This is a genomic window from Enterococcus sp. DIV2371 (assembly GCF_050498525.1).
Taxonomy (GTDB): Bacteria; Bacillota; Bacilli; order Lactobacillales; family Enterococcaceae; genus Enterococcus_B; species Enterococcus_B mangumiae.
Genome location: NZ_JBIPAJ010000001.1, coordinates 1,207,656 through 1,222,563, shown reverse-complemented (window position 1 = coordinate 1,222,563; position 14,908 = coordinate 1,207,656). Strand labels below are relative to the sequence as shown.

Here is a 14,908-nt window from a genome sequence, read left to right as displayed (position 1 = left end):
ACATAAATCAATTGGATAAAAGATAATTTTTTTTTCGATTATTCTATTTTTTGATTTAGTCGGAGACATTCGTCCTCTCTCCCTATTTAAAACCGAATAAACTAGATTACAGAAGCGCCCAGTTCAACCTTTTTTCTGTCACATTTTCAGCAAAAAAAGAGGCGCTGTGTTTTGTCACAGCTTCCTCTCTTGATCTTGTTTTAATTGAAGTTTTTTGGCTTTCGCTTGAAAAGCAAATCGGAATGAAAAACGTTCTGTTGGCTGATTCATGGTATAAGACTCCAACAGATTGATATTTCTTCTGTACTCATTCGCAGAAAAAGTCGTGATCGTTTCTGCTACTTCATATTCATCAATCACTTTTCTTTCTAAATAATAGCCTCTTAATAGTTTTTTCGTAAATAACCGATCTTGTTGGATCATCCAAGTGGAAATCAAGTTGCCACTCATCATCCGAATGCCTTGAGCTTTTCTTTGTTCGATAAAGAACCCAATCATCGTATCATCGTACACGTCCGTAAGATTCTCTAAACTTTCGATGATCAATTGTGTATTCTTTTGATACGTCTCTCGGATTTCTTGAATATCTTTTTCTGAGATCATCGTTTGCCGATCGGTTTGACGTCTTTGCCAAAACATCTTAGGATGAAGAACGATACGCATCAATCTGCGTACAACAATGAACCAAAAACCAATGAACGACAATATTTGGCTCGTGATCGAATGCTCGAAATTTGCAAGAAATCTTGAATAAAAACGATAACCATTGGAAGACAGCTTACCAGAACGATAACGTTCATCCAACCCATCTCGTTCAATGGATAAAATCAATGCTTGGATTTCTTGTACTTCTTGTTTCTCGTCCCCACTTAAATCAGATAAATAAAGTTCACTGATTCTTTCCTGATAGGTCTCGATCACTGCTTCTATCGCTAAATATTCTTTTGATCCTGGTTCTTCCGCTTCTTTTTCGACACGTAATGTTTCAATGACTTCTTCTAAGATCATCAATGCTTTTAAGTCAGTCGTTGCTGCTTCTTCTGTTTCAGTCAACATTGGCAACACGATGATTCCAATGATCAATGTCACTAAAATAACTCCCGCAGTTAAAAACAAGAGTAATGAACGTTGATTAAATGCCATTTGATTGATCGTGAATGGCAAAATGAAAATAGTTGCTAAACTGACTGTTCCTTTTACCCCGCCAAAAGTTAAAATCAAGACTTCATTCAATTGTTTTTTGAAGCTTTTAAAGCCGCCTTTGAACATGTAAAACAAACTGATCGAAACAAAGCGAATGACGAACAACATGATCGAGATCAATAAGATGATCATCAACAACAAGTGATTCGGATATAAGCCATCTCCCCAAACTGGCGTAAAGACTTGTGTTAGTTCGATTCCTAAAAAGATAAATACCAGCGCATTCAATGTGAAGGCGATCGTTGTCCAGGTACTATTCGACAACGTTGATAACTCCGCATCAAACACCGATATTTTTTTAAATCCTGAGGCTTGCAATACCCCTGCAACCACTGCTGCAATAATTCCTGAAACATGAAAGACTTCGGCTAAAACATACGCTAAGAAAGGTAACAACAATTCAATCAATAAGTAACCAGTCACGTCGCGTGCAGAAGCCTTCTCGATCAAACCAATGATCTTTCTTTTCACCCATACAAGTAAAAAGCCGACAACTGCCCCGCCAATACTTGATAAGATCAATGTCACGCCTGCATTTACCGCAGAAAACGATCCCGTGATCAAAGCAGCTAAAGCAAATTGGAAGGCTGTTACACCAGAAGCATCATTCAGTAACCCTTCACCTTCTAAAATATGCATCGCTTTTTTCGGAATGTTCACGCGCGTAGAAAGCGAACTGACTGCGACCGCATCTGTCGGACCTAACGCCGCACCAAAAGCAAAACAAGCGGCTAAAGGAATACTTGGTAACAGAAAGGACAACGTTGCTCCAACGCCAATCAAAGTCAAGATCACGCTACCAAAAGCTAGAAATAATATCGTATCGAAATTTTTCAAGATCGAAGCGATATCTGCTTTTTCTCCTTCTCTAAAAAGTAAGGGGGCGATAATCATCACTAAAAATAACTCGGGTTCAAAATTAATGGATTCACCCCATTCGGTCAATCCTAAGACCACGCCAAGAAATATTTGGATCAGTGGTGCAGGGATCATCGGCAAGATACGACTTGCTATATTGGATAGCGTGATCGTGACTGCAAAGACAATCACTAACTCTGCAAATTCCATGCTTGATCCCCTTTATTTTTTATTTTGTGCAAGAACTTTCAAATATTGCTCTTTTTTCTTTAAAATTTTACTTTCTACAACTTCAGCTTGAGTCACTCGTCCATCTAATTCACATTGCACACGTTTAGACTCCAAGCGTAACAAGTCATGTTTCAAACGTTCCAATTGACGATACATCAAAATATTTCTTTTACGTAATTTACACAAGATTTGACGACGATCTTCCATTGAAAAAGAACCATAATGATCTACCAACCGTTTTTTTTGTTCTTCAAAACTTTCTCTCATTTTCAAGATCTCCTATATTCAAACTGCACCAATTATAGCAAAATGTTTTTAGAATGCAACTAAAAACTTCCTACCTTTACGATTACTTATTGGTTTTGATTCCAGAAGCTCATTCTAGTCTAATCACCATAAAATATCAATTGTAATTTTAAAAAAATAGAAGAAAAGCACGTACAAAACCTATTCAAAAGTTTTGTACGTGCTATTTTTATTGATGAGCGATCCTATTCGAAATACTCACCGTAAACATCGTCAACACGTTGTTCCGGGTTGATCACAATATATAGGTTACCAGTTTTTTCACTGATTTTTGTTGATTGGTATTGGTTATCTAATCCCTCTGTTCCTTTGTCCAAGTAAGGGAAGTATACAAGGTCAGGTGTACCATTGCGATACAAGATTTCCATACGTTCGATATCTTCATATTTCAATGCGCGATTGAACATACCCATTTCCAAACCACCTAGATTGATATCATGAGTAGCTACTGAATCGCCTTCATGGAAAATCTCGATTTTAAAGCCTGCACATGGATGGATCTCGATAAATTCGCTCCCATTGATACGGCCAAAACTTGTTGTGATTTGTTTGATCCAAAGGTCGCCGATATGACGACGATTGATTGTCCATGTTTCGCCGTTACGGAAATAAAATTTTAGCGCTGTCATTTCTTTGCTCATTAAAAAAATCTCCTTTTTTGACGCATTATATTCTGTTCCATTACTAGTTTAGCATAAAACAACAAGAGTGGTCATCTCTCATGTTTGCTTTTCTGCATGCTTTTTTGATAACAATCCTCATCTAAAAGAAAAGGAGGGCATGGGAAACATCTTGAATAAAAGAAAGATGCTTCTATAGATAACTTCCATGTCCCCTCTTACTCAACAAATAATCACTAGACTTGTTGCTCTTTCAGGTAAGCCAGTAAATCAGCCTCTTCATTTTTTACCTGATTATTCACCACAGCTGATTCCGCAAGTCCTAAAGCCTCACTGACCCATTTCCCTGGTTTTTTCTCACTTGCAGCTAATAGGACTTTTCCATCGATCGCTAACTCACTCAGTGACTTGATCGGTAGCGCTTCATAGCTATCGATGACAGTTGTTGTATCCGGTGTTTGGTCAAAGTAGATCATCAATTCTTCCACATCAAGCGATGCTTCTTTGCCAAGATGATAGATCTCTAAAGGCGTCAAAGGCCGTTCTAATCGTTTCGTCAATCCCTTGACCAAACGCTGTACCTCACGGATCATTTGGTTTGAACATTTCCATGCTTTCAAGAACGGTGCTACCTCTTGCTCTGAACGACCGATTTGATTAAGCAGTAACGCCCATGCTTGGCTTTCTTTTTTTAATGGCACAGACGGTAAATCAGCAAACCGTAATAATCCTTCGCCATCTTCCTTCAATTGCGGACAATAGATGTAACATTTCGTTTCAACAAAAGCTGTCAATCCGTTCATCCGAAAATTCCCCAAAAGCATTTTGATAAATTCAACATTCATTCGTTCAACAGAAATTTTTTCCAACAAGGCATGATTATCTTCAATCGCCTTGGCGGTTTCCGCTTCCAACTTGAATCCTAATTGACTAACAAAACGAAGGCCACGCATCATGCGTAATGCATCTTCGTGGAATCGCTCAAAAGGTCGGCCAACAGCTCGTAATACCTGATTTTCCAAATCAGCTAAGCCATCGAATAAATCAATGATCTCCCCATCCTCTTTCAGCGCAAACGCATTGATCGTAAAATCTCGCCGTTTCAGATCCTCTTCTAATGTACGAACAAATGAAACGCTATCCGGACGTCGATAATCTTGATACGTTGATTCTGTACGAAACGTCGTGATCTCATACTGTTCCTCTTCATGCAAGACAAGGACCGTGCCATGTTCGATCCCGATATCGATCGTTTTGGGGAACAGTTGCTTGATTTCTTCTGGAAAAGCACTCGTCGCAATATCGACGTCGTGGATTTTTTGACCTAATAAAGTATCACGCACACTGCCACCCACAAAGTACGCTTCAAATCCAGCAGCTTCTATTTTTTTTAATACTGGGATCGCTTTTTGGTATTCGATCGGTAATTCACTTAGTCTCATTTTTACTCCTTCTATCTTCAGTTTGTTCGTCATCTTTTCGAGCAAACCGATGGTGGTCTCTTTGATTGAACTTCGCCATATTTTTTTCAAATACTGTTGTCAAATCAATATCTAATGAATTCGCCATGATCATTGTTACAAATAAAACATCGCCTAATTCTTCTGCAACTGAGTTACTAGGCTCTGTCGCTTTTTTGCTCTTTTCTCCATATGAGTGGTTGACTTCTCGTGCCAACTCTCCTACTTCTTCAGTTAACCGTGCCATCTGAGCCAATGGCGAAAAGTACCCAACCTTGAATTGCTGGATGTATGCATCGACTTCTTGCTGCATACTTTTTAGTGAACGCTCTTCATTCATTAAGAATCCTCCAATCCTCTCTTCCTAAAAAACTTTACAGCAAAACCCCAAGAAGTGCAATTGTGAAAACAAAGAATACGTGCTACATTATGTTAGGTATACTTAATAAATTCTTAGTGCCAAGCGAACTTAGTCTTTCTATTTAAAATAAAAAAGACCAATTTCCCGATCGAACGTTTCATGTCAAAGGTCGCTTGTTGCACGATCAATCATATCAAATAGTAGAAAGTGGGGATTCGATGACATCATTGAAAACGATGAAAGAAGTTTTTTTTATTATTTTAGGAACAAGCATTTATGCTTTTGGACTAGTGTATTTAAACATCGCCAATAATCTAGCAGAAGGCGGAGTTTCAGGTATCACATTGATTTTACGTGCTCTTTTTCATATCGACCCGGCTTATTCTACTTTGGTGATCAATATCCCTTTGATTCTACTAGGCGGAAAAATCTTAGGCAGACGCGCACTCGCCTATACTGTCTTAGGTACTGTTTCGCTCTCTGTCTTTTTATGGATTTGGCAAAGGATTCCTTTACAAATCAACTTAGAACATGACTTACTGATCGTCTCCTTACTTGCCGGGCTGATTGCCGGTATCGGCAGTGGGATCGTCTATCGCATGGGTGGTACAACTGGAGGAAGTGATATCATCGCTCGCATCCTCGAAAAAAATCACGGGATCTCCATGGGACGTTCTCTTCTGGCTTTGGACGTCATGGTGTTACTTGCTTCATTAACTTATATCGACTTGAAACGCATGATGTATACCTTGATCGTTTCCTACGTTTTTAGCCGCGTGATCGACTCGATTCTTGACGGCGGTTATTCTGCAAAAGGGATTTTGGTTGTCTCAAATAAAAGCGAAGAAATCGCACCATTGTTGATGACTGGACTACAACGAGGCGTCACATTTTTACATGGAGAAGGCGGTTTTTCAGGTATCGACAAAAAAATGATCTATATGGTCGTTAGTTCACGAGAATTGAACGAAGTGAAACGTATCATCAATGAAATAGATGAACATGCCTTTCTTTCGGTCTTGAATGTTCATGAAGTCGAAGGAGAAGGTTTTACGTATCTCAAGCCCCAGACAAAGCGGTTTAAAAAAATGATGAATTAAACCCTATAGCTTTTATTTTCTGATCAAAAGTTGCATATGAGACTAATAATATTTTTATATCAAACAGAAAAGCTACTATCTTGACCATTAAGATAGTAGCTTTTTTCGTTATTCATGCGAAGCTTATTCTATGATTTTCGTAGCTTCAAACGTGATTGTCTGAGAATTATTTTGCGGATATTCTCGGAAGTGATGGTCTGCTGAAACCACAATATCTTTGAAACCGACTTTCTCCAAAAGCAAGCGAAACTCTTCTACCCCATACCATTTCAAAGGAAAGATCTCAAGCTCTGATTCAGTCATCTTGTCTTCCTGATACTTTTCATAACGATTGTGGTAAGTTATCACTTGTTTGATTGGATCAACCTTTACTAATTTTTCTTCTAACGTAATCAGATCATTTTGCGCATTCGTAAAGATTCTTTCACCAACAAAACCTTTTTCAAAGCTCTCCGGTAGAAAAATATCCAAGATCAGCCTACCATTATTTTCAAGATGTTTGTAGAAGCACGTTAATGCAGCCATGGCTTTCTCTAATTCATCCAACAGCAAAAAAGAACCAATAGGAACAATCACAGCTTCATAGATTTGATCCAGTGAGAAATTAGTCATATCTAATTGATAGATTTTAGGGTCAAGTCCTTTTTTGCGACAGTTTTCTTTTAATAAAGCCAACATGTACTCTGAAAAATCAAACCCTTCAATGTCCAAACCTTTTTCCAACAATGGAATCAAAATCCGACCATTTCCAGCTGCCGGCTCCAAGATTTTTCCTCGGACATCTTTTAATCGTTCATAATAATAATCAACATCACTGTATGGTCGATCAATATCTTTATCGATTTCATATACCTCTGCGGATAGTTTCCCATATGAATTAGCCATTATTTCCCTCCGCTTTGACCTGATAAACGACACCTTCTGGTTCATAGCCTAATTTCTTATAATAAGGAAGTGCATCATTCGCTCCCGAAACATAGACCTCTTTATTAGGAAACTGTTCACAGACGTAGGTCATCAATTGTTTGCCAATAGCTCTCCCTCGATGCTCCTTATGAACGAGTAAATCAACGATCCAAATCACAAAATCATTGAGTGTTCTAACAAAACCAATAATTTGATCGTTTTCTACTACGATATACGTGACGGATTTCTCCAAAGCCTCCACATAGTTTGCTTGATTTTCTGGCAACCAATAGCCCCACTCCTCCCCTTCCGTTTTGAATAGCTCAAATAGCTGATCTTGGTAGTCTGAGGTATATTCTTTTATTTTCATTTTTTCTCTCTCCTATTGAAAAAGTAGATTTTGGTTTTAAACGTGAAAGTAGAAGGTAGAAACAGGAGCATTTGCTCACGTTCTATAGATCCTTCCGATAATCGCCATCTTTGAATTTAACAAAACCATTGCTCAGCAAAACTCGGACGGAAGGAGTATTCTCTTCTCCAGGGTCAGCTAATACTAGACGACCACCCCTCTTTTTCACTTCTTCCACCAAGTGTTGGATCATCATTTTTCCTAAACCTTGTCCCAACAAAGATTCTTCCCCGATGAGATAGCTCAACTCATAAGCTTGATTTTCTACGAGCGTTCCAGTTAGATCACTATAAACTTCCTCGACATAATCTGGAACTGTAGAGATATCGATACATTGCGCAAATCCGATTTTTTGATCATTCAAAACAATCACAAATTGATTGATCTGTTCACTTTCTGAAATATCAGCCATTTCATCTAACCAATCTTGTTTATCCGCTTCTCCAGAAGGACAAAACCATTTGTAAATAAACGGTTGCTCCAACCAGCTTTCAAATAGGGGTAAATCTGAGGGTGTAAAGGGCTGTAACAGAACATTTTGATTTTTCATGTGTAAAAATCTCCTTGGATAGAATTTATGCTACTATATTTAACTTAACACTATAAATATGGAAAAGGGATTTCATTCTAGAAAGACTAAAACTTTATCATGCTAATCTTATTAATTTTATATAAAAATTAGCCTAAATTGAACTCATCTATTTCATACGTCAATGAAATAGATGAGAAACCACGATTATATTTTTTAAAATAACATCAACAAAAAATTGTGGAGTATGTTACTTTCTAGAACATACTCTGACATTCCCACCATGAAATAACAATTCATACACTTTTTTTACGTTATGCAGTATCTCCTCTTCTCGTGAAAATCAATCAGCATCACCATTTACTCTGTTTGAATAGGTAAAATCACTATACTTTTTAATCAGTAGCACTTCCTTATACAGGATCGTACCATATAGTACTTTCAATTTGATTCATATTTTTTTATCCGAAGAGAAAGCTTTATGAACTACATTGATAACTCTCATAAAAATCTTTAACGTGCGAGGTACCAAGAATATAACCTGGAATTCGTTCACACAGTCAACTATGTCAGTATTCATAACATTCTAACTTATTTTAAAAAACCTTTTTAAAGTCTTTTTATTTGGAAGACCTCGAAACTAGGTACTGTACTTGAATAATTTTTTGCCAGTTTCTCGGATTTATCTGAGTGCTAACTTTTTAAAATCATTTGTCAGATGAAATTAATTCCGCTATCATGATATTTATAGTGTATGATTTCTCAACATTTTTTTGTTAGAAATCAAATAAACCAACTTTTGTACAGAGTATTGAAAACGTTTCACAAAAGAAAGAAGGATGCAGACGATACGGAGGAAAAGCAATGACAACCAAAAACTTTCAAACAGAGTACATAAACATCAATGGACTTTCACAATACATGTTGCACTATCCAAAAGAAGGAAGCAAAGATGTTTTATTGATGCTACATGGTGGACCTGGTGCCCCAAATTCTTATATTAGCTATTATCTCGAGCCTTATCTTAATTTTTGTCATGTGGTTTATTATGATCAGCGCGGTTCTGGAAAGACACAAATCAAAAGTAAAACAAAACTCAAGCACCACACATGGAAATTGATGATCGAAGACCTACGAGAAACCGTTCGACACTTGAAACGAAAATATAAAACTGACAGAGTGATCTTATGCGGACACTCTTTTGGAAGCATGTTAGGCGCAAGCTTCTTAGAAAAATATCCAGAGGAAGTACTGGCATTTATCGCTTATGGCGTAGTCGCTGATGTAAACGCACAAGATCAGCACTTTTATACAACTTTAAAAAGTAATGTTTTAAAAAATGGTAGTAAAAAAGATATCAAAAAACTTAATACTGTGGACTCATCATTTCCTTCTGTCAACAGAGAAGAATTTACCAAAGGGGTCAATGTATTATCCGAACTTCAACTGAAGTATGGCTATTACTACAACGACTACATGGCGATTTTCAAAAAAAGCCCCATCTTAGGTTTCAAAGATTTCCTTCAATTTCCTAAAGGTGCAAAGTATGATTCAAAACTAATCGCAGAAGTTGAGTACCAATATGACATCACACATATGACAACTTATCAGGTACCTGTATTTTATATTCTTGGCGAAAAAGATGATTGGACTTCAAGCGTTATCGCAAAAAAATACTTTGATACGATCAACGCCCCTGTCAAAGATCTTTACTGGATCAGCAATGCCGGTCATTTCGTAGATACCGATCAACCGCAGGAATTTAGCGAAGCAATCAAAGATATTTTGACACAAATTTGATGATATATACTTCTATAGGAAATTCGCAACCGAAAGCCTTCAAATGATCTAAAAAACATGATAAAACCTAGCACACCTCTACAAAGTATATGCAAGGTGTGCTAGGTTTATAGATTCTATAGTTTTTTATGTTGATACTTACTTGTCAGAGCTATACATTCCTGTAACTCGACCTTTCCTCCCCCTCAACTCTTACTCTTCTGAGGAGATTGAAGGATCATTCGATTCACTTCATCTGATAGTTCTAAGAACGCATCTTTGTTGCCTTCTTCTAATGCTTGATCGATTTGTTGATAGAGCATGTTCAGCTTTGCTTCTTGCTCTTTTTCTTGGAAATAATGCTCGACTATTTCTGTTGATTCTTCGCTGATTGCATCTTCCCACGAGGCTAACGGATTATCTTCGATGATTGCTAAATATTCTTTCGTTTGCCACGCATTCTCAAAGAGACATTCGACGTAGAGCGGGTTTTTCCAGTTCAGACGGATCTCATGGAAAATCTGATCGGTATCAGTAAACTCTTTTCCGTCTAAAAATAACTTCATCGGCTCTCCTTCATAAGAAAGATCGGTGATCTGTAAACCACGTCTTGTTAGGTTTGCTCCTTCAACAAAACGTACATTGTGTAAGATTGCTTCATGATTTGCCAGATAGTTCAAAATCCAAAATACTTCTCTGCGACTGAAAGAAACATGGTTAACCATCCAAGTTAAGAAATTCTTCTTTTCTTTGACATCAATCAACATTTTCATCACCTCTCTGTTAAATCATCTAATAGGGACAATACCTCCATATCACCTGGTTCATAAGTTAAATATTTTGCCAGTAATTCACGTGTTTTCGCTAATTGGCCTTCTTCACGTAAGAACAAGGCATATTCTTTTAAGAAATCTGGTTCATGGTCTAATTCATTTGCAGCTTGTTCATAATGGACTGCTGCTACTGCAAAGTCTTCGAGTTCATTATAGGCATGTGCGAGATTCCATTCTGCATATGGATTGGCTACTTCTTCCATTTGCTTGACGGTTTGAACAACATCTTCATAACGCTCTTGATCCAAGTAAAGATTACTCAACGTCAGCAATGTCTCATCTTGCTTGTCACCAACATTCAAAGCATCAAGCAATAATTGCTCTGCTTTTTCTGTGTCGTGTAAACGAAACGCATTTTCAGAAGCTAAGTGGTAAAGCTCCACTTGGAAGGGATTTTCTTTGATCCCGTCTTCTAAGACTTGTTGTGCTTCTTCGATCATTTCTTCTTCTTGAAGTGCCTGACCTAGATAGAGATACAAAGATTGATACTGTGGATTCAATTCACGTAATTCTTGTAAATAGTTGATTGCTTTTTCGTTCTCATTCAATTGAAGATTCGTGAACGCTAATTGGAACAAGCGATCATCTGTCCGTTCTTCGGCTAACGCAGCTTCTAACGGTGGGATTGCTTCTTCAAAATTCCCTTGCATGCTCAATGATTGCCCTAAGCGTTCTTGCATGGAAATGTTAGAGATTTCCTCGATGCCATTTGCGAGCAACATTTCGTAAAGTGCAGAAGCTTCATTGAAGCGATCAACTGAAAAATACAGTTCAGCTAAGGCAAATTGGATCAATGGTTCTTCTGGTAATAACTTGGCTGCTTCTTTTAATTTTGCTTCACTTACTTCAGGAATGCCGATTACTTGATACAAGTCGGCGATTGCTAATAATGCTTGTGGATAGTACTCACTATCTTGCTGGATTTTTTCTAAATAGTCAAATGCTTGATCGATCTCATTGTCTTCGATGGCAATCTCAGCCAACGGAATATTCCATTCATCATTTTCAGGTGATACAGTTAGCAAGTGTTCAAAGATTGCTTTTGCTTCTTCTAAAAAACCGATCGCTAATAATTCTTCACCTAATTCATGTAAGACATCTGCTGGATCTTCTTGGAGTGCCTTTGCCAAATATTCGTTTGCTTGTGTCAAATTTTCGTCTGCTAATGCTTGCAGCATTTTTTCACTATTTGTCATCATCTAAATCCCTCTAATCTCTTGGACGATCCGTTCATAGGATGCCATTGTTTTCAATAGTTCTTGCTCATTTGGCAACTGATATCCATCTATTATACCAATTTTTTCCAAAACGAGAATTTTTTTGCTCTTTTCTGCTAAAAGCAGCACATTTTCCAGATAGCCCATTTTAGGTATTTCTTCAGGCCACATGATAGGATAGCCTAGATGCTGTAACCAGATGAAAAAATTCTTCAGTTGGAACGAGAGTGTCTTGATTTCTGAATTCCAGACAAGCTGCATCAAGATACCTAGAAATTTTTTCATACTCGCTGAAAGTAAGTGCCCATTTTCAGTCAGATAAAAAGCTTGCTCAAATAGTTTACCATAATTTGAGATTTGTTCAGCATCTTCTTGATAAAAATAGATGATTTCTTCTAGCATACCAGCAAAGGGACGATTGAATAATTTTTCGCGATTCGGATAATTTTTGTAAAGATTTTGGAGAAATGGATGATCACAAACTAGCCCGCAACAAATAAAAATCAAAAAGTCGATTTGCTTTCCTTCAATTTGTTTTTCGCTGATCGTTCGATCATAAATGATCCGTTCTGGAAGGTTCGTTGTTTGAAGCGCCGATTGGTTCGGGCCATGTAAAATGTCACGTTGTGGATTCAATGCCCGCGCCATTGAACGAATCGAAACGGGAATCAGCCAAAGTATGGACTGAAGATAGGTATGTTTTTGAAAAAAGCCAGCCAAGTCCATAATTCCTTCATTGCCAAAACCAATCACTAAAAGTGCTTGATTTTCGGGGTACCGTCGCGCAAATGATAAGAGACTATGCAATTCAGATAACTGATTACACTGCGTATTGCCACAAATATACCAATCAATCGCTAACTTGTTGGGAAACGACTGGGTCATTTTTTCAGCATACAGATCATAGTAACGTTGGTTCGTCAAAAATAAAATCGGTTGATCGATCGCTTCTTTTTTCAACTGGCTGACGAATGTCTCGCCATAAAAAATGGTTGTATGTTCTTCTTGGTAGTGATAGGATAACTCCATGTTGTCCTCCCCTTTTCTTTTATTCTACCATTAGTAAGTAAAATAAAAAAAGAATAAGAAAATCTAGATATTCTTCTAGTAAAAATCCGTTTATTTTTTATATGTACATACATTCATTAGGTGTGCCAGAATATTGAGCTGCTACTTTTTTGCTACTTTTATCCCTTTATATAAACAATAAAGCGCCTGTAGCCTTAGCCACAAGCGCTTTTTTTCAACTGTCTTATTTAACAGCATCTTTTAATGCTTTACCTGGTTTAAATGCAGGTACTTTGCTAGCTGGGATTTCGATTTCTTCACCAGTTTGTGGGTTACGTCCTTTACGAGCCGCGCGTTCGCGTACTTCAAAGTTACCAAAACCGATTAATTGAACTTTTTCGCCGTTAGCTAAAGCATCTTGAATAGTTGAAAATACAGCGTCTACTGCTGCAGTTGCGTCTTTTTTAGTTAAATCTGTAGCTGAAGCAACTTTTTCGATTAATTCTGCTTTATTTGCCATGGATAGATTCACCTCCTCCAACAAGAGATATGATAGGAACATCATTTAGTTAAAAACTTTCTGAGTGGTCCAGAAGTTTAAAAGAAATATTGATTAAGTTTCAATATTCTGTTATCACGATATCATATGAATCGCTTAATAGCAAGGTTTTTGGCATTATTTAACCGCTTTTTTTAGTCATAAAAACGTAATACAAAAATATGCTTATTTTTTTTGAAAAAAACGGTCCACTATGGTAAAATGCCTATTTTCTTCGGCGTGGGATGATTCGGATCGAAGTTCCTTCAAATGTAAATGCTTTTCTGATTTGATTTTCTAAAAAGCGCTCATATGAAAAATGCATCAATTCTTCTTCATTGACGAAAACAACAAAGGTTGGTGGTTTTACTGCAACTTGCGTAGCATAGAAAATCTTCAAACGTTTTCCTTTATCCGTTGGTGTTGGATTGATCGCCACAGCGTCCATGATCACATCATTCAAGACGGCGGAAGAAACACGTAAGTTTTGATTCATGCTGACTTCTTCGATCATTTCAGGCAAACGCTCTAATCGTTGTTTTGTCACAGCTGAAACAAATATGATCGGTGCATAATCTAAATAACGAAATTCTTCTCGGATCTCTTGCTCAAAGTCACGCATCGTGTTGGTTTCTTTTTTGACTAGATCCCACTTGTTGACCACGATGATCACACCACGGCCTGCTTCGTGCGCGTAGCCAGCTACTCGTTTGTCTTGTTCACGAATGCCTTCTTCTGCGTTCAAGACCATTAAAACGATGTCTGAGCGGTCAATCGCACGCATGGCACGCATCACGCTATATTTCTCCGTCGTTTCATAGACTTTCCCACGTTTACGCATACCGGCTGTATCGATCATCATGAATTTTTGTCCATCTTCAGAAACGAAATGCGTATCGATCGCATCACGCGTTGTGCCTTCGATATCAGAAACGATCACGCGATCTTCACCTAAGATCGCATTGATCAAGGAAGATTTCCCAACATTTGGGCGGCCGATCAAACTGAATTTGATGGTATCGTCCTCTTCTTCTTCGGCTTCTTCATCGAAGAATTTCACCGCTTCATCTAAGATATCTCCGATACCTAATCCATGACTTCCTGACACTGGATAAGGGTCTCCTAGTCCTAGTGCATAAAATTCATAGATGTCATTTCTCATTTCAGGATTATCGACTTTGTTAACGGCTAAGATCACCGGTTTGTTGCTGCGGTATAAAATTTTTGCTACGACTTCATCTGCATCGGTGATTCCTTCGCGTCCACTAACGACACAAACGATCACATCAGCTTCATCGATCGCGATTTCTGCTTGGTGTTTGATTTGATCCATAAATGGTTCATCGCCTAAGTCGATCCCACCAGTATCAATAATACTGAAATCACGACCTAACCATTCCCCTTTAGCATAAATACGATCACGAGTAACTCCTGGAGTATCTTCGACAATCGAAATACGCTCTCCGGCGATACGGTTAAAAATCGTCGACTTACCGACGTTTGGGCGACCAACGATTGCAATTGTTGGATTTGCCATATTTTTTCCTCCT

At 37.8% G+C, this 14,908-nt stretch carries 15 protein-coding genes; 2 read left to right on the top strand and 13 right to left on the bottom strand.

From position 1 onward, the window contains the following. Positions 1 to 174 precede the first annotated feature (174 nt). From IGL24_RS05735 to IGL24_RS05715, 5 genes are all read right to left on the bottom strand, one after another. On the bottom strand, positions 175 to 2,271 hold the full coding sequence (locus tag IGL24_RS05735) for a cation:proton antiporter (protein ID WP_207700361.1): 2,097 nt from the start codon (positions 2,269 to 2,271) through the stop codon (positions 175 to 177). A gap of 12 nt (positions 2,272 to 2,283) precedes the next feature. Next, positions 2,284 to 2,559 carry a hypothetical protein gene (locus IGL24_RS05730; protein ID WP_206857568.1) on the bottom strand — a complete coding sequence of 92 codons (276 nt, stop codon included), beginning with the start codon at positions 2,557 to 2,559 and terminating at the stop codon, positions 2,284 to 2,286. Positions 2,560 to 2,783: 224 nt separating this feature from the next. Next, complete coding sequence (locus tag IGL24_RS05725) at positions 2,784 to 3,239, bottom strand: hypothetical protein (RefSeq protein WP_010735761.1); 456 nt, start codon at positions 3,237 to 3,239, stop codon at positions 2,784 to 2,786. A gap of 215 nt (positions 3,240 to 3,454) precedes the next feature. After that, entirely contained in the window at positions 3,455 to 4,660 is a 1,206-nt protein-coding gene (locus tag IGL24_RS05720) for a CCA tRNA nucleotidyltransferase (protein ID WP_207700362.1), read from the bottom strand. Next, entirely contained in the window at positions 4,647 to 5,018 is a 372-nt protein-coding gene (locus tag IGL24_RS05715) for a nucleotide pyrophosphohydrolase (RefSeq protein ID WP_206857571.1), read from the bottom strand. Before IGL24_RS05715 ends, IGL24_RS05720 begins: the two co-directional genes overlap by 14 nt. A gap of 239 nt (positions 5,019 to 5,257) precedes the next feature. On the opposite strand from IGL24_RS05715, the gene IGL24_RS05710 reads away from it, so the two are divergent. Continuing rightward, positions 5,258 to 6,139, top strand: coding sequence for a YitT family protein (locus tag IGL24_RS05710; protein WP_207700363.1), 882 nt, complete (start codon positions 5,258 to 5,260; stop codon positions 6,137 to 6,139). Between the two features lie 123 nt (positions 6,140 to 6,262). Here IGL24_RS05710 and IGL24_RS05705 read toward each other — a convergent pair whose 3' ends face one another. The 3 genes from IGL24_RS05705 to IGL24_RS05695 all read right to left on the bottom strand — a co-directional run bounded on the left by IGL24_RS05705 (position 6,263) and on the right by IGL24_RS05695 (position 8,004). Then, the gene (locus IGL24_RS05705; protein ID WP_207700364.1) at positions 6,263 to 7,024 is read right to left on the bottom strand and encodes a class I SAM-dependent DNA methyltransferase; all 762 of its coding nucleotides are present in this window, start codon (positions 7,022 to 7,024) and stop codon (positions 6,263 to 6,265) included. Further along, positions 7,017 to 7,415 carry a GNAT family N-acetyltransferase gene (locus IGL24_RS05700; RefSeq protein WP_207700365.1) on the bottom strand — a complete coding sequence of 133 codons (399 nt, stop codon included), beginning with the start codon at positions 7,413 to 7,415 and terminating at the stop codon, positions 7,017 to 7,019. Before IGL24_RS05700 ends, IGL24_RS05705 begins: the two co-directional genes overlap by 8 nt. A gap of 82 nt (positions 7,416 to 7,497) precedes the next feature. Beyond that, positions 7,498 to 8,004, bottom strand: coding sequence for a GNAT family N-acetyltransferase (locus IGL24_RS05695; protein WP_207700366.1), 507 nt, complete (start codon positions 8,002 to 8,004; stop codon positions 7,498 to 7,500). Positions 8,005 to 8,847: 843 nt separating this feature from the next. Between IGL24_RS05695 and IGL24_RS05690 the strand changes: the two genes are divergently transcribed. Further along, on the top strand, positions 8,848 to 9,783 hold the full coding sequence (locus IGL24_RS05690) for an alpha/beta fold hydrolase (protein WP_207700367.1): 936 nt from the start codon (positions 8,848 to 8,850) through the stop codon (positions 9,781 to 9,783). A gap of 185 nt (positions 9,784 to 9,968) precedes the next feature. Here IGL24_RS05690 and IGL24_RS05685 read toward each other — a convergent pair whose 3' ends face one another. The 5 genes from IGL24_RS05685 to der form a co-directional block, all read right to left on the bottom strand. Continuing rightward, complete coding sequence (locus tag IGL24_RS05685) at positions 9,969 to 10,529, bottom strand: YpiB family protein (protein WP_206859315.1); 561 nt, start codon at positions 10,527 to 10,529, stop codon at positions 9,969 to 9,971. 5 nt (positions 10,530 to 10,534) lie between these two features. After that, the gene (locus tag IGL24_RS05680) at positions 10,535 to 11,794 is read right to left on the bottom strand and encodes a tetratricopeptide repeat protein (protein ID WP_207700368.1); all 1,260 of its coding nucleotides are present in this window, start codon (positions 11,792 to 11,794) and stop codon (positions 10,535 to 10,537) included. After that, positions 11,795 to 12,841, bottom strand: coding sequence for a hypothetical protein (locus tag IGL24_RS05675; RefSeq protein WP_207700369.1), 1,047 nt, complete (start codon positions 12,839 to 12,841; stop codon positions 11,795 to 11,797). It lies immediately after the preceding gene. 223 nt (positions 12,842 to 13,064) lie between these two features. Beyond that, positions 13,065 to 13,340 carry an HU family DNA-binding protein gene (locus IGL24_RS05670; protein ID WP_002290178.1) on the bottom strand — a complete coding sequence of 92 codons (276 nt, stop codon included), beginning with the start codon at positions 13,338 to 13,340 and terminating at the stop codon, positions 13,065 to 13,067. A 244-nt stretch (positions 13,341 to 13,584) separates the two neighbouring features. After that, entirely contained in the window at positions 13,585 to 14,895 is a 1,311-nt protein-coding gene (der, locus tag IGL24_RS05665; RefSeq protein ID WP_206859321.1) for a ribosome biogenesis GTPase Der, read from the bottom strand. Between the last annotated feature and the right edge of the window lie 13 nt (positions 14,896 to 14,908).

What these genes read in the sequence shown, in the direction of transcription:
- IGL24_RS05710 (WP_207700363.1), top strand. Translation starts at nt 5,258, where the DNA reads ATGACATCATTGAAAACGATGAAAGAAGTTTTTTTTATTATTTTAGGA.
- IGL24_RS05695 (WP_207700366.1), bottom strand. Translation starts at nt 8,004, where the DNA reads ATGAAAAATCAAAATGTTCTGTTACAGCCCTTTACACCCTCAGATTTA.
- IGL24_RS05675 (WP_207700369.1), bottom strand. Translation starts at nt 12,841, where the DNA reads ATGGAGTTATCCTATCACTACCAAGAAGAACATACAACCATTTTTTAT.
- IGL24_RS05715 (WP_206857571.1), bottom strand. Translation starts at nt 5,018, where the DNA reads ATGAATGAAGAGCGTTCACTAAAAAGTATGCAGCAAGAAGTCGATGCA.
- der (WP_206859321.1), bottom strand. Translation starts at nt 14,895, where the DNA reads ATGGCAAATCCAACAATTGCAATCGTTGGTCGCCCAAACGTCGGTAAG.
- IGL24_RS05670 (WP_002290178.1), bottom strand. Translation starts at nt 13,340, where the DNA reads ATGGCAAATAAAGCAGAATTAATCGAAAAAGTTGCTTCAGCTACAGAT.
- IGL24_RS05735 (WP_207700361.1), bottom strand. Translation starts at nt 2,271, where the DNA reads ATGGAATTTGCAGAGTTAGTGATTGTCTTTGCAGTCACGATCACGCTA.
- IGL24_RS05680 (WP_207700368.1), bottom strand. Translation starts at nt 11,794, where the DNA reads ATGATGACAAATAGTGAAAAAATGCTGCAAGCATTAGCAGACGAAAAT.
- IGL24_RS05720 (WP_207700362.1), bottom strand. Translation starts at nt 4,660, where the DNA reads ATGAGACTAAGTGAATTACCGATCGAATACCAAAAAGCGATCCCAGTA.
- IGL24_RS05725 (WP_010735761.1), bottom strand. Translation starts at nt 3,239, where the DNA reads ATGAGCAAAGAAATGACAGCGCTAAAATTTTATTTCCGTAACGGCGAA.
- IGL24_RS05685 (WP_206859315.1), bottom strand. Translation starts at nt 10,529, where the DNA reads ATGTTGATTGATGTCAAAGAAAAGAAGAATTTCTTAACTTGGATGGTT.
- IGL24_RS05700 (WP_207700365.1), bottom strand. Translation starts at nt 7,415, where the DNA reads ATGAAAATAAAAGAATATACCTCAGACTACCAAGATCAGCTATTTGAG.
- IGL24_RS05690 (WP_207700367.1), top strand. Translation starts at nt 8,848, where the DNA reads ATGACAACCAAAAACTTTCAAACAGAGTACATAAACATCAATGGACTT.
- IGL24_RS05730 (WP_206857568.1), bottom strand. Translation starts at nt 2,559, where the DNA reads ATGAGAGAAAGTTTTGAAGAACAAAAAAAACGGTTGGTAGATCATTAT.
- IGL24_RS05705 (WP_207700364.1), bottom strand. Translation starts at nt 7,024, where the DNA reads ATGGCTAATTCATATGGGAAACTATCCGCAGAGGTATATGAAATCGAT.